Origin of the sequence: Staphylococcus sp. HMSC069E10, from assembly GCF_001809205.1 — a bacterium.
Lineage (GTDB): Bacteria > Bacillota > Bacilli > Staphylococcales > Staphylococcaceae > Staphylococcus > Staphylococcus hominis.
Genome location: NZ_KV796472.1, coordinates 160835 through 174713 on the forward strand (window position 1 = coordinate 160835; position 13879 = coordinate 174713).

Annotated in this window: 13 protein-coding genes and 2 pseudogenes; 7 read left to right on the plus strand and 8 right to left on the minus strand. The window is 28.9% G+C overall.

Annotated features, from left to right (window positions below; genetic code table 11):
* Positions 1-68 precede the first annotated feature (68 nt).
* From ybaK to norA, 3 genes are all read right to left on the minus strand, one after another.
* Positions 69-524 (minus strand): Cys-tRNA(Pro) deacylase, encoded by a 456-nt coding sequence (gene ybaK, locus HMPREF2561_RS02885; RefSeq protein ID WP_172457931.1) that lies wholly within the window; start codon positions 522-524, stop codon positions 69-71.
* A gap of 145 nt (positions 525-669) precedes the next feature.
* Positions 670-1155, minus strand: coding sequence for a hypothetical protein (locus tag HMPREF2561_RS02890; RefSeq protein WP_049382110.1), 486 nt, complete (start codon positions 1153-1155; stop codon positions 670-672).
* 167 nt (positions 1156-1322) lie between these two features.
* Positions 1323-2486, minus strand: coding sequence for a multidrug efflux MFS transporter NorA (norA, locus tag HMPREF2561_RS02895; RefSeq protein WP_061544168.1), 1164 nt, complete (start codon positions 2484-2486; stop codon positions 1323-1325).
* A gap of 223 nt (positions 2487-2709) precedes the next feature.
* Between norA and HMPREF2561_RS10960 the strand changes: the two are divergent.
* A pseudogene (locus HMPREF2561_RS10960) lies at positions 2710-3085 on the plus strand (PPC domain-containing DNA-binding protein).
* A 270-nt stretch (positions 3086-3355) separates the two neighbouring features.
* The gene (locus HMPREF2561_RS02900) at positions 3356-3973 is read left to right on the plus strand and encodes a DUF1361 domain-containing protein (RefSeq protein ID WP_017175972.1); all 618 of its coding nucleotides are present in this window, start codon (positions 3356-3358) and stop codon (positions 3971-3973) included.
* Between the two features lie 129 nt (positions 3974-4102).
* Here the strand turns inward: HMPREF2561_RS02900 and HMPREF2561_RS02905 are convergent, their stop codons facing one another.
* From HMPREF2561_RS02905 to HMPREF2561_RS02915, 3 genes are all read right to left on the minus strand, one after another.
* Complete coding sequence (locus tag HMPREF2561_RS02905) at positions 4103-5476, minus strand: cryptochrome/photolyase family protein (RefSeq protein WP_070468307.1); 1374 nt, start codon at positions 5474-5476, stop codon at positions 4103-4105.
* Between the two features lie 140 nt (positions 5477-5616).
* On the minus strand, positions 5617-5916 hold the full coding sequence (locus HMPREF2561_RS02910) for a hypothetical protein (RefSeq protein WP_002449572.1): 300 nt from the start codon (positions 5914-5916) through the stop codon (positions 5617-5619).
* Between the two features lie 122 nt (positions 5917-6038).
* Positions 6039-6962 carry a CobW family GTP-binding protein gene (locus tag HMPREF2561_RS02915; protein ID WP_049419922.1) on the minus strand — a complete coding sequence of 308 codons (924 nt, stop codon included), beginning with the start codon at positions 6960-6962 and terminating at the stop codon, positions 6039-6041.
* A gap of 222 nt (positions 6963-7184) precedes the next feature.
* On the opposite strand from HMPREF2561_RS02915, the gene HMPREF2561_RS02920 reads away from it, so the two are divergent.
* Positions 7185-7622 (plus strand): global transcriptional regulator MgrA, encoded by a 438-nt coding sequence (locus HMPREF2561_RS02920; protein ID WP_002449577.1) that lies wholly within the window; start codon positions 7185-7187, stop codon positions 7620-7622.
* A 115-nt stretch (positions 7623-7737) separates the two neighbouring features.
* On the opposite strand, the gene HMPREF2561_RS02925 is transcribed toward HMPREF2561_RS02920, so the two are convergent.
* Together HMPREF2561_RS02925 and HMPREF2561_RS02930 are read right to left on the minus strand one after the other, a co-directional pair.
* On the minus strand, positions 7738-9405 hold the full coding sequence (locus HMPREF2561_RS02925) for an amino acid ABC transporter ATP-binding/permease protein (protein ID WP_049419923.1): 1668 nt from the start codon (positions 9403-9405) through the stop codon (positions 7738-7740).
* Entirely contained in the window at positions 9389-11032 is a 1644-nt protein-coding gene (locus tag HMPREF2561_RS02930) for an ABC transporter ATP-binding protein/permease (RefSeq protein ID WP_070468309.1), read from the minus strand. Before HMPREF2561_RS02930 ends, HMPREF2561_RS02925 begins: the two co-directional genes overlap by 17 nt.
* A 286-nt stretch (positions 11033-11318) precedes the next feature.
* Between HMPREF2561_RS02930 and HMPREF2561_RS02935 the strand changes: the two genes are divergently transcribed.
* The 4 genes and pseudogenes from HMPREF2561_RS02935 to HMPREF2561_RS02950 all read left to right on the plus strand — a co-directional run bounded on the left by HMPREF2561_RS02935 (position 11319) and on the right by HMPREF2561_RS02950 (position 13830).
* Positions 11319-12188 (plus strand): undecaprenyl-diphosphate phosphatase, encoded by an 870-nt coding sequence (locus HMPREF2561_RS02935; protein WP_048761332.1) that lies wholly within the window; start codon positions 11319-11321, stop codon positions 12186-12188.
* 141 nt (positions 12189-12329) lie between these two features.
* Positions 12330-12782: pseudogene (locus HMPREF2561_RS02940) on the plus strand (hypothetical protein); the annotation flags it as partial.
* A gap of 23 nt (positions 12783-12805) precedes the next feature.
* Entirely contained in the window at positions 12806-13267 is a 462-nt protein-coding gene (locus HMPREF2561_RS02945) for a YaiI/YqxD family protein (protein ID WP_017175979.1), read from the plus strand.
* Positions 13264-13830, plus strand: a complete 567-nt coding sequence (locus tag HMPREF2561_RS02950) for an LOG family protein (protein WP_017175980.1) — start codon at positions 13264-13266, stop codon at positions 13828-13830. The genes HMPREF2561_RS02945 and HMPREF2561_RS02950 overlap by 4 nt, the downstream gene beginning before the upstream one ends.
* The last annotated feature ends 49 nt before the right edge of the window (positions 13831-13879 follow it).

Here is a 13879-nt window from a genome sequence, read left to right on the forward strand (position 1 = left end):
ACGTTCAAAAAATCGAAAAATTAACAGAGTGTTCACAATGTATATCATTGCTCACTCTGCTAATACATTTAATGTTGAGTAATACGCGCTGTTTGTGCCTGTGTAACTGCAATTAAATCATTAGGTTCAAGTATAATTTGCATGCCTCGTTGACCACCACTCACATTGATTTTGTCTCGTGATAAAGCTGACTCATCAATAATCGTTGGAAACGAATGTTTCATTCCTATTGGAGAACACCCTCCTCTTATATAACCAGTAACTTTTTTTAAATCATCCATCGGCATCAAATTAAGTTTCTTTTCACCTATGACATGTGCCGCTTCTTTTAAGTCTAATGTTTCACTGACTGGTATAACACATACAAAATGATCATGATTAGCATTTTCTAATACTAATGTTTTATAAACGTCTTTCACATTCGCATGCACTAATTCCGCAATTGTTTCTCCATCTAAATGTTCTTCACCTATTTCAAATGTATTTACTGAATAATTAATCTTGGCTCTATCAAGCATTCTCATTGCATTAGTTTTCTTATGTTTCAATGTAACACCTCATTTATCTTCTTTATATATCCCATTTTACTACTCTTTTTGACTAATAAAAAATAGAGTAAGATAGAAATCTTTAGATTTCACTTTCCTACTCTAATCTTACTTTACATTTTTATTTAACATTATTTACAGAAATGATCTCAACTTTACCCATTTTATTAATTGTTATATCTTCAGCTTTTTTGTTTTTTGGATACGCTTCAAAAGTGATGGATTGATTAGTTTCATTCAAACGCTCTAACTTTACAGGCTCTTTATAATTTTGTTGCATATAATTTTCAGCTATCGTTTTACATTCCTCTGTTGAATATAAATATTTTTCTTGAGCTTTCTCATTTAACCTATAGTTAACGTTTTGATTTTGACGAATGTCTGCTTTGCGTTGTGTTTGATCTTTCTCAGAAGCTTCGGCGGTGTGATTGCTGTTTATATTTAATATATTTTCAGTTTCGACAATACTTCCAACTTTTGAAAAAGTAGAAATTGTTCGATGTACCTTAGCTAAGGCATTTTGATTCGTTGCGATAAATAATAGAAATGCCAAACAAATTGATAAAATGATAGCTACCACACTTAACAATATATTTTTTAAATTCATCTCCTTACCCACACTTCTCTTTGAATTTTTTTATATCTTAACATACAAATATAGATAAAATAATTCAATAGAAGGCAATTTAAAATAATTGTAATCTTTGTAACAGTTATATTACCTAACGACTTTTTATTGTTACATTTCTATTATATAAAATATATAAAACTTATTTAATCACATCCGCTACGATTTAACTTTAAATTTTTCTCTATGAAAATAATTACTATCCCAAATAACATTACAATAATAGACATATATAAAGGAAATTCAATATTAACATCAAATAATGAACCTGCTACCAATGGGCCTACAAAATTACCCATACTTGTAAATGTAGAATTAAGTCCTCCAGCAAAACCTTGTCGATTACCCGCTATATTTGAATAATAATTAGTTAGCGCTGGTCGAATTAAATCAAATCCAATAAAGACAATAAAACTAATTAACATAATTGACCAGTAACTATGAGCGATTATAAGACTAAATATAACAATGACAGAATATAATAATGCCCAAGTAATAAATGTAAGTTCAGTGGTATATCTCATAAATTTATCAAAAAAGAAAATTTGGAATACTGCTCCTGCAACACCACCACCTACAATAGCAATTGAAATATCGCCAGGTGCGTAGTTTGCTTTCGCTGAAGTATATAGAGAAAATAACGTCTCAAAAGAAGACAAACCAAAAGCAAGTACAAACGTTAAGATAATTGGAGTAATAAAAACACCCCATTGAATTTTAGAAAGTTCTTTTGTTTCAAAGTGAATATGATGACTTTCCACTGTATTTTGTGGTTGTCGAATCAATATTACAGATATAACAAACGCCATAACACCTAGTGCACCTGCAAAATAAAATGGAAGACGATGTGATACTTCTGCTAAAAAACCACCAATTCCTGGTCCTAAAATAAAACCAGAGTTAATAATTGCAGACATATAACCAAAATTTTTTGCTTTATCTTTAGCTTTAGAAATATCTGCAATCATTCCTGTTACACCAGGCATTACCATCCCTGCACTAAAACCTCCAAGTATTCTTGATACTATTAGAAGTATAAAAGAATGACTCATAGCAAATAAGAACTCAGAGATCGTAAAAAATACTAATCCTAAACAAATAATTAATTTTTTACCCAATTTATCAGCTAAACTTCCTCCAAAAGGAGAAATAATCATTTGGGACAATGAGAAAATAGCTACTAAAATTCCTAAATCGCTTCCTTTTAATCCTAAATCTTTCAAATATACTGGAAGAACAGGAATAACAAGGCCAATTCCAACGAATATTAAAAATATATTAAAATATAATGTAAATAATTGTTTTTTCATGAAGATCACCTCTCTTTTATCTATAATTAAATACTCTTAATGAAATTCATCTAATTCATATTCTGAGAAAAGTTAAAAATTCTAAATTTTTCATCTTTCATTTAGATACTATTATATATTATTTTTTATTTTAAAATATACTATCTTACTTAATAGTTTATTCAAAGTATTTTAAATTTATGTTATATATAATTAAATTATCCTAATTATAAAAATGAAGACAATAAGATGCCCAAAAAATGGACAACACTCTCTTCTTGTTTTAGAACATGGAGAAGATATTATAAAAGAGGTTACTCACTTTGCTCAACATTAACATATTAAATTTGATTCAGTGAGTAGTGTCGGAGCTTGTGATGAGGTCGTGTTAAACTATTATAATTTAGAAACAAATGAATATGAAAAAAAGAAATAAATGAAACATTAGAGTGAACAAGTTTATTAGGGAATATTTCTCGTATTGATAATTAACCATTTGCACATTTACATGGTACATTGGTTCTCAATATTTTGAGACGTTAAGTGGACATTTAACAAAAGCTGTGGTTTCAACAACAAGTGAAATTTTCATTACGATGACTGATTGTGATATCAATTGAACGTTTGACTCGTAGACTAGACTCAACTGATTAAAATCGTAAAATTTCTCTTTCAATCAAGATTAGAAACCTCAATTCAACCGCTTCATTACAATATGTTATCACTTTTATTTAACATCATTGAGATTCTTTTCTTACAGATTACACATCTATTTTACAATTATTAATGCTTCTCTAACTTTAATTATTCTACCTTCTTTTTTCTTGATTACTTCGACTTTAACCTTTACTATAATAATTCAACTAAATCGTTAGAAAGTAGTGCATATTATGACTTCACGTTATATTGCAAGAATCTATTTTATTATTCTTTTTGTAATATCATTATTTGAAACGCGTGTATTTAACTTTGTAAGCTTAAATTTATTTTTAGCTTACATTCCACTTGAATTATGTTTCTTATTAGATTTATTTAAACCTAGAAAAAAGTTTGAATGGCTTATATTTATTATTTTTGCTCTTATTTTTATTTTATTAGTGCCCAATACATTTTACATGGTTACTGATCTTATTCATCTCAATCAGTTTACATTTGATTTTTACGTCCAACTTAATTTAATAGAATGGTTATACTTTACTTTCTTACTGCTAAGTGTATTTTTTGCGATTTATTGCATGGCTCTCATATTTGTTCATTTATCTCATTTCACTTCAAAGCTATGGTTAAATCGATGTTTATTAATAGCACTTATGTTTTTAAATGGTTTAGGAATATTTATAGGTAGATTTTTGAGATTTCATACTGTTCATTTAATTACCCGTCCATTTACTATTATCACAGAAGTCATTAGTGCCTTAAATGATAGTAGTTTAATATTTATTTCATTAATGATGCTACTTCAATTTGTCATTTTATTATTCATTAAAGGGATAAGAATGGCACATTGATATATTTCTATTTAATACAGTCTATTCATGTAGAAAAATTTTATAAGACGTTTAGTTATGTATTTAAAAAAGCTAGGGGTGGGAGCATGAACTCAATTTGAACTCTGTTTCCTTTCCCTAGCTCTTTTTTTATATATTTTTAAATATTGTCATCACATGTTCGCGCGCAACTTTATGATCTACAATTGGTTCAGGATAATCTTTACCTAATTGTATTCCTTTTTTTACTAATTGTGTTTGATATTGAAATGGGTGATGTAAGAATTTTGCGGGCACATTATCGAATATAGGAATATATTTTTTGATATATAAAGCGTCTTTATCAAAACGTTCGCTTTGTCTAGTAGGATTAAACATCCTAAAATACGGCACAGCATCTGTCCCAGTTGAAGCTGACCATTGCCAACCATGTACATTTGAAGCTGCATCATAATCGATTAATTTTTTCCTAAAATAATCTTCGCCCCAAGCCCAATCAATAAACAAATCTTTAGTTAAAAATTGAGAGACTACCATCCGCATGCGATTATGCATAAATCCTGTCTCATTTAATTCATTCATAGCAGCATCAATAATAGGAAAACCAGTTTTACCTTCACACCAGCGATTAAACTCTTCTTTGTTATAAGACCATTGTATAGTACGATATTTTTCATTAAATGCTTCATGTGCAATATGAGGATATTGAGCCATAAGAACATAATAAAACTCACGAAACATTACTTCTCTAATAAAACTTTCGTAATTATTTTCATTTTCCTCATATCCTTCTAATAAATCTGTAATAATTTGTTTAATATCTATCAGACCATATGCTAGAACAATACTCAATTGACTAGTGAGCACTTCTGGAAGATACTCTCTATCCTTTTTATAGTTTTGAATACTATGATTTAAATAATCCTTCCAATTATTTAATGCTTGATCTTCTGATTGTCCATCATGATGATAATCATTAGTTATCGTTTGTTGTGATTGGCTACATTTATTAGCGATATCACTTAAATGATATTGATACGAAGAATGCTGTCTAAGTTTTGAACGGTGTGCTTTATAAAAACTTGTAAATACTTTATATGGTTGTCCTTGCTGATTCATCGTGTTACTTGGCTTAAAATAATGATTAACGTTAATAGTTATTACGGGTATATCGTGATTTTTAAATGCTTGTTTTAAGTGTCGAATATCATATCTTTCTTGATGATAACTCATGATATCGCCTGCCATAACTATTTCTTTAATATCATGTTCAGTACAAAACATACCTAGTTCACTATAATCGATGACATATGGTTCTATATGATGTTCTTTCAACTTATGTAAAAATTTTTCTAAAGTGCCATAATAATAATTTGCCTTTTTATCTGTACCTTTCTCTTCAAATGTTTCCTTAGGAATTATAAGATAGCATTTATCAAATGCATCTTTTTGTTGATTAATATATTCGAATAATGGATTATTATTTATTCTAAATACTCTATTGAGAATGACGCCAATATTCATATTTTCACTCCTAGAATGATGTTTGTTAATAATTTAACTACCCTATTTATCTTAAAATTAAAAGGAGTGACTATAGAATTCAATACAAATTCTATAGTGACTCCTTTCACTTAATTTATATAATGTGATTAATACTTTTATTAACCAAATATTTCTCTATTAAGTCCAAAAACGTATAGTAAAGTAAAGAAAGTTGCTGCACTTAAAATAGTTAAAATTAGCGTTAATATGAGTGTACGTTTGTACTTATTAATAAATGCGATAAACAATATTCCTAAATTATAACCAAAGAACAATCCAAATAGTGCCATTGTGATTTTTATATTTGTAAAAAAGATATTTAACAATAGAATAATAATTGCAAAAATTAAATATGGGATTGTAATCCACTTAAACTCAAAGCGAATTTGTTTAGTGCGTTTATCTTCATTATGATTCATTAATATATCCTCCTTATTCTATTATAAATGATATATTTTTTTATTCTCATGACAAGACTATGACATATTTATTAGAAATTTAGAATACTCATAACCACTCCCATAAAAATTAAGGAGTCATTTTAAGTAAATTGAATCATTTCTAACTGGTTTTTCAAACGTGTTGTATCAAGCATTTCACCAATAATAACAATAGTTAATGGAACTTCTCTATCAGTTATTCCATAAGTAGGTAATCCCATTGAAAATTGGAATTCGTATGTTGAATCCGACTGATCTTTAAATTTTACAAATCCTTTTAACCTGAATACTTCATCTGGCAAACGCATTATAAATTGGTAAAATAATTGTCGATCAATAGGAGAACTAAACGTATATTTCATAGATTGTACATTATGATGGTGGACATGAACATGCCTATTAATATCAGCAGCTTTATTTTTCACTACTACATCATCTAATTTACTATATGTAGTCACGTAAATCGTTGCTTTATTATTAATAGAAACCAATTGTTTTTTTATATTTTCTAATTCTACTTGGGTCACTAAATCCATTTTATTAAGAATAATTATATCACTATATTTAATTTGCTCTTCCATTAACTCATTCGTCTCTACCGTATATTTCATTCTATTATTAAATCTTAACGCATCAACAAGGCCTATTATTTTAGGAATTTCCACGTCATTAACTATTGTTGGATCTTGACACGCTGCAAAGACTTCTAAAGGATGTGCAATTCCAGTCGATTCAATAAGAATGTGTTGACTTACACCTTCTTTAATAAGTGATTGTAATTGTAATACTAAATCATTATTTAAGTCACAACATACGCATCCATTGATTAATGATTTTACAGTAATATCTTCTTCGATAAGTAAACTATCAACGTCAAAAGAACCGAATTCATTCATAATAATCGTTATTTTCTCATCCTTTTTGAATAATTGGCGTATATAATTATTCAAAAGTGTAGTTTTACCACTTCCTAAAAAGCCACTAATTATTGTAATAGATATTTTTTGTTTTTTATTATTTATCATTTTAAAAACTCATTTCTATATAAAATGTATTTGAAATTAATATTATAAAAATGTACGTTAGATTACACTTGATTAAAATAGTGTTTTCTTCTAAAATTTAAGCATACTTTAATTTTAGCATGGCATTGAAATGAAGTGTGTGATAATTTATATTTTACACAACATAGACGAACTTTAATCCGAAATAAAGAGAAACGGATAAATGTCTGGAGGAGAACTTTAATGTCTGAACAACACAATTTAAAAGAGCAACTTTGTTTTAGTTTGTACAATGCACAAAGACAAGTAAATCGCTACTATTCAAACAAAGTCTTTAAAAAGTACAATCTTACTTACCCACAATTCTTAGTTTTAAGTATTTTATGGGAAGAATCCCCTGTAAATGTTAAGAAAGTAGTCACTGAATTAGCTTTAGATACAGGTACAGTATCACCCTTACTAAAAAGAATGGAGAACGTTGATTTAATTAAACGGGAACGTTCTGAAATTGACCAACGTGAAGTATTTATTCATCTTACTGAAAAAAGTGAAAATATTAAACCCGAATTAAGTGATGCATCTCAAAAAGTTGCCATTGCTTCTTCTTTGAGTAACGATGAAGTCCATGAACTTAATCGTCTATTAGGTAAAATTATTACTGCTTTTACCGAAAACAAATAATGTGACATGCTAGTACTAAACTAATTAAAGTTATTCATTTCAAAATGTAATTTATATATTTATCAATAGTAGAAAACCTGAGATCATTTTTTAAAGCTATCTCAGGTTTTTTATTTTATAATTTATTAATATGAATCATGCGATTTAAATAACCCTTATTTTGACTTAATGATACATAATCTCCGTACTCAACAACCTCACCTTCAACCATTACGATAATGGTATCGAAATATGGAAGTAAATCTAAATCATGTGTAGCAACAACTAATGTTTCTGCTTGCTTGTTAATTTCTTTCATTACATTGGTCGTATTATCTTCATCAAGCGCTGTAGTTGGCTCATCTAATAGCCAAATGTTAGATGATTTTAAAAATAAACGTGCTAAAGATAAACGTTGAATTTCACCGCCAGATAAAGAAGTTCCATCTAAAGTCAATTGCGTGTTCAAATTTAAGTAACTTAAATTCAACATATTTAAAACATCGATTAAGTTTTCATCTTTTTGATTAGATAATAAATTTTCTCTAACAGTACCATCAAATATTTGTTGGGATTGTAATAACGCATTGATTTCATTATATCTATCGTTTTCATTAATTTGAGTAATAGATTGTCCGTATAACTCAACACGACCTTCTTCTATTTCATATAATCCACATAGCAGTTGCATTAACGTACTTTTCCCTGAACCAGAAGGTCCAATGATAGCTACTTTTTCACCTTTATGGATGGTTAAATTAATATCGTTTAATACTAATGTTTCTTGATTAAAATATTTAAAGTTTAGATTAGAAATACTAAATACAGGTTCTTGTTTTGTCTGTACATTTAACTTAGGTGTAGTTATCGAAGAACTAAACACCTCATTAATATCCGTTAATGCTTGATCTGTATCTGCCTTATAATAAGCAAAATTACTCATTGGAATAGCCTGTTCGAACAAAGTTAAAATCATTAATATCATACTCGTTACATATATAACATCTAAATATCCATGTTCAATTTGTATCACTGCTAAAGATAAACTTAAAAAAATCGTTACAATAGAAATGAGATTCAATATATAATCATAAAATGTTAAAAATCGATTTTCTTTAGCTTGTAACCTATCATAATATTCTAATGATTTAACGACTTTCTTTTTATATGCATCTTGTTGATTAAAAGTAATTAACTCTTGATAACCCGCTTTATAATCATAAAACTCAGCCAACATTTTTTGTTCATGAGTAGTAACTTGTTGTTTAAGTATACGTACACGCTTAGCACTTAACCATGGTATAATCCATAAATAAAATAGCATACTTATGACAATTAATATAGCATGAGCAATACTAAAATAAATTAATGCAACAGCAGCAATTAGCGCAGTTAAACCTATTACAAAAGGGGGATAATATACACGTAAATATATATTTTGCAGTGACTCCACCTTATTAACCATCCTTGAGATTAAATCGCTCGATCTAAATTTACGATAAATATTAGGCACTCTTGGAAAAAGTTGCTTTACAAACTGTACTCTTATATTCCTTAACATTGTAAATGTAGTTCGATGGGATAATAATCTTTCAACATATCGCGTAATAGCACGTAAAAATCCAAATAATTTTACAGAAACGACAAGTATCATCAATGCGTAAATAGGCATGCCTAGTGCACTTTGAGTTACCATATATCCACTTAGGAAGAACATTGTAAGTGCTATTAGGCTTCCAGTAATGCTGACTAATATAGCTAAAAATAAATCTTTATCTAAATGAAATTTAATATGTGGTTTCATCTTTATTCACCACCTTATTTAATTGCGTAGAAATTTGATTATCATCTTTAATAAGATGACCTTCTTTTACATATAAACGTCGTGTTGCACGACGTATAGTCGAATTACGATGCGCGATTGTAATTGTAGTAGCATGCTTAAAGTTATGCTCTAATGTTTGTTGAACAACACGTTCAGTTTCAATATCTAAACCTGTAGTAGGCTCGTCAAATATTAGAATACTTGGACGTAGTAATAGTACTCTACAAAGTTCTATTCTTCTCATTTGACCTCCAGATAACATTTCCCCACCTTCACCAATTACAGTATGAATTCCTTTATTTAAGCTTAAAATTTTTTCTTTAAGTCCTACTGTTTCTAAAATTTGTAAAATTTTTTCATCTGAAACCTCATTAAACATTGTAATATTATCTTTAACAGACGCCGAAAAAATATATGGATGTTGGTTTAACATACCTATATCTGTAACTTCAGAATTAAATATAATACGACCTTTTGTAGGTGTTATCATTTGCTTAATCAGATTCGCTAGTGTGGATTTTCCAGCACCACTTGGACCAACAATTGCAATTTTTTCTCCTTGATTGATTGAAAAAGTTATATCTTTTAATGCATATAGGGTCGTATTAGGGTATTGATAACTTACTTTATCGAAGTAAATTTGATTTTGCTGATTCTGATTTATGGTAGGCGTGTTAATATTTGATTCTTCAATATTATTTAAAAAATCAAAAATAATATCACTTGCTCCTTCACTTTGTTTACCAGTATGGAAGGCTTGACCTAAATCTTTAATTGCATTGTAAAATTCTGGTGCTAAAATAATCGCAATTACAGCAATTTTAAAATTGATATGGTGAAACACGACTAAACTTAACGTCGCTTCTAGTGCAATTAAACCAATACCTAACATACTTATAAACTCAAGCATAAGACCAGATAGAAATGCACTTTTCAAAATTTTCATCGTTAAATCCCTAAAGTGTGTGCTCTCTCTATAAATACGATTTTCCGTCTCCGTTGTTCGTCTAAATAGTCTTAAAGTAATCAAACCTTTAGCTATATTTAAAAAGCGTTGGCTGAATTGATTTAAATACGTCATTTGTTCTTTAGATTCGTCTCGTGTTTTCAAGCCAAAAATAATATAAAACAATGGAATAAATGGTGCAGTAACCGCCATAATAATAGCAGTATTAAGATGTATAAAACACATTACACTAATAATGACGAGTGGTATGAACATAGATTTAAACACTTGCGGCAAGTAATTATTAAAAAAGGGTGTAATTCCATCTATAACTTCAGTTAAAATGTTTGTTTGTACGCCAATTGAAGCTTTAGACTTACTTGTTATTATTTTTTGACGAAGGTCATGTTTAACTTTGTAAGCTAAAATATCCCCTAATCGTTGATTCAACATATTAAACGTTACTCTCAAAATTAATACAATTAAAATAGTAAATAACAATGAATAGATAGATGAAAGCTTGTGGTACAAGACTTGATTCAAAAACTCAGCAATTCCAATATTTTGAATCACTACACATATGGCTAACAATACACTAGTCATTCCCATAAAAATTGGAAATAATTTATATTTAAAGACTAAACTCATTAAATTTTTCAACTTTCTTCACCTAATGCTTTATTATAGAAGCTTGATCACAAATAATCATTTAATTGATTTCAAAGTTAAGTGACAATATTATGTCATTTCTTTGAATTCATCATCTTCCACACAATACAACAAAATAATATTTTATTTCAAAACAACATGACATTATTGTCATATACACCGGTAATTATTAGTAAATTATTATTTCAATATGCTATGATAATAAAGTGAATTTTTTAAAATAAAATATTTAGCATAAATAAAAGTTCATTTTTTACATAAAAGAAAGAGGTTACTTATGATAATTATTGAATTTATTAAGGCGTTAATTTTAGGTATTGTAGAAGGTCTTACTGAATTTGCTCCTGTTTCATCTACTGGACATATGATTCTTGTAGATGATATGTGGTTAAAATCGTCTCAATTTTTAGGTTCTCATTCAGCTTTTACTTTTAAAATTGTCATTCAACTAGGTTCTGTTTTTGCTGCTGCATGGGTGTTCCGTGAACGTTACTTCGAAATGTTACATATTGGAAAATACAAACACGTTGCTCATAGTGAGGGAATGCGTTCTAAACCTCGCCGATTGAACTTACTTCATGTATTAGTAGGTATGATTCCAGCTGGAATTTTAGGTGTTCTTTTTGATGACTTTATTGAAGCGCATTTATTTAGTGTACCTACTGTAATGATTGGTTTATTCATTGGCGCTATTTATATGATTATTGCTGATAAATACAGTACTAAAGTAAAACATCCGCAAACAGTCGATCAAATTAATTATTTACAAGCATTTGTCATTGGTATTTCTCAAGCAGTCGCAATGTGGCCTGGGTTCAGTAGATCTGGATCAACAATTTCTACTGGGGTATTAATGAAACTCAATCATAAATCTGCTTCTGATTTCACGTTTATTATGGCAGTTCCAATTATGTTAGCAGCAAGTGCATTATCATTACTTAAAAATTATCAATATATTGATCTTGCACATGTCCCATTTTATATTATTGGATTCTTAGCAGCATTTATTGTCGGTTTAATCGCTATTAAAACGTTCTTACATTTAATTAATAAAGTGAAGTTAGTACCATTTGCGATTTATCGAATCGTATTAGTTATTTTCATTGCTATTCTTTATTTCGGATTCGGTATTGGTAAAGGAATTTAATGATATCACACTAAAATTCTTTTTGAATTTTAGTGTTTTTTTATAAAAATTTTAAATCACTATTTTAATCCAGTGCAATCGTTTGAATTCCTGTATCATAGGGTAATGAAAGAGAAAGAAAATTTTATGGAGGCAACGAGTATGGACAAAAAACAAGTTATTAAAACAGTAATTAACGTGTTACCGATATTTATCGTACCACTAGTTGTAGAACGTAAAAAAATCAAGTCTCATCCAGATGTTCAAAAAGCTTCGCATGCAACTTCACATGCTACACATACAGTAGCAAATAAGGCATCTGATGTTAAAGATTACTTTGGTGATAAAAAACAAGAGTTCGATAATAAGCGCGAACTCAAAAAAATTGCTAAAGAAAATGACCCTAAATATATTAAGAAAAAAGGATCAAAATTAGCTAAAAAGAACCATAAACAATCTTCTAAATTAGAGAAAAAGCTTCAAAAAAATATTGATAAACGTCATAAAGAAGAAGAAAAAATTCAAAAACATAATGAAAAACAGCGAATTAAAGAAATGAAGAAATATGATAACTATAATGCCGACAGTATTATCACTCAAGATAAAGTGTTACATTCAGAAAAGGCTACAAATAAATAATGACAACCATATTTGTTGATGGTGATGCTTGTCCAGTCGTTAATGAAATTATTGATTTAACAGCTGAGACAGGCTTTTTTGTTACGATTTTACGAAGCTTTAGTCATTTTTCTCATTCTCATTATCCAAGTCATGTAAATATATTATACGTTGATGATGGACCAGATGCAGTGGATTACAAAATTATACAACTTGTAACAACTAGCGATATTGTGATTACTCAAGATTATGGATTAGCTAGTTTGTTACTAAAGAAAGCTAGAATTATAATGCATCATAAAGGATTTATCTATAACGAAAATAATATAGATATATTACTTCAACAGCGTTATAATAATGCACAAATTAGAAAACAAGGTGGACGTCATAAAGGACCCTCCCCTTTTTCAAAAGCAGACCGACAGCATTTTTGTGATGTTTTTCAAACCTTACTTAATCAATTAATGGAGGATACAAAATGAAACGTATAGCAGTATATTGTGGAGCAAGTAAAGGGAATAATCCTATTTATGTTAAAGAAGCATATCAATTAGGAAAATATATGGCTGAACAAGGTTATGAACTCATTTTTGGAGCGGGTTCAGTAGGTATCATGGGCGCTATTCAAGATGGCGTACTAGATTACGGAGGCCGTGCAATTGGAGTGATGCCTAAAATGTTAGATGAACGTGAAATTACAAGTCAAAAAGTAAGTGAGCTCATTCTTGTAGACTCAATGCACGAACGCAAAGAAAAAATGACTGAATTAGCAGATGCTTTTGTTATGGCACCAGGAGGAGCTGGTTCTCTTGAAGAATTTTTCGAAATGTATAGCTGGGCACAAATTGGTATACATCAAAAACCAATCGGCATCTTTAATTTAAATGGATTCTTTAATCCGCTTCAAATTTTGATTGATCATATGATTGAAGAAGGTTTTATCGATAAAAAATATAAAGAGTTAGCACCTTTATATGACACTAAAGAGGCTCTAATTGATGGATTACTTAATTATAAACCTCTTGGTGTTAGAACCTATGATTGATTAATATTATAAAAAAGATGAGTCCGGGACATAAAGTATCTAGATAAGT

Bases quoted from the DNA above. Each gene is read 5' to 3' on its own strand.
- ybaK (WP_172457931.1), bottom strand. From the start codon at position 524: ATGAGAATGCTTGATAGAGCCAAGATTAATTATTCAGTAAATACATTT.
- HMPREF2561_RS02890 (WP_049382110.1), bottom strand. From the start codon at position 1,155: ATGAATTTAAAAAATATATTGTTAAGTGTGGTAGCTATCATTTTATCA.
- norA (WP_061544168.1), bottom strand. From the start codon at position 2,486: ATGAAAAAACAATTATTTACATTATATTTTAATATATTTTTAATATTC.
- HMPREF2561_RS02900 (WP_017175972.1), top strand. From the start codon at position 3,356: ATGACTTCACGTTATATTGCAAGAATCTATTTTATTATTCTTTTTGTA.
- HMPREF2561_RS02905 (WP_070468307.1), bottom strand. From the start codon at position 5,476: ATGAATATTGGCGTCATTCTCAATAGAGTATTTAGAATAAATAATAAT.
- HMPREF2561_RS02910 (WP_002449572.1), bottom strand. From the start codon at position 5,916: ATGAATCATAATGAAGATAAACGCACTAAACAAATTCGCTTTGAGTTT.
- HMPREF2561_RS02915 (WP_049419922.1), bottom strand. From the start codon at position 6,962: ATGATAAATAATAAAAAACAAAAAATATCTATTACAATAATTAGTGGC.
- HMPREF2561_RS02920 (WP_002449577.1), top strand. From the start codon at position 7,185: ATGTCTGAACAACACAATTTAAAAGAGCAACTTTGTTTTAGTTTGTAC.
- HMPREF2561_RS02925 (WP_049419923.1), bottom strand. From the start codon at position 9,405: ATGAAACCACATATTAAATTTCATTTAGATAAAGATTTATTTTTAGCT.
- HMPREF2561_RS02935 (WP_048761332.1), top strand. From the start codon at position 11,319: ATGATAATTATTGAATTTATTAAGGCGTTAATTTTAGGTATTGTAGAA.
- HMPREF2561_RS02945 (WP_017175979.1), top strand. From the start codon at position 12,806: ATGACAACCATATTTGTTGATGGTGATGCTTGTCCAGTCGTTAATGAA.
- HMPREF2561_RS02950 (WP_017175980.1), top strand. From the start codon at position 13,264: ATGAAACGTATAGCAGTATATTGTGGAGCAAGTAAAGGGAATAATCCT.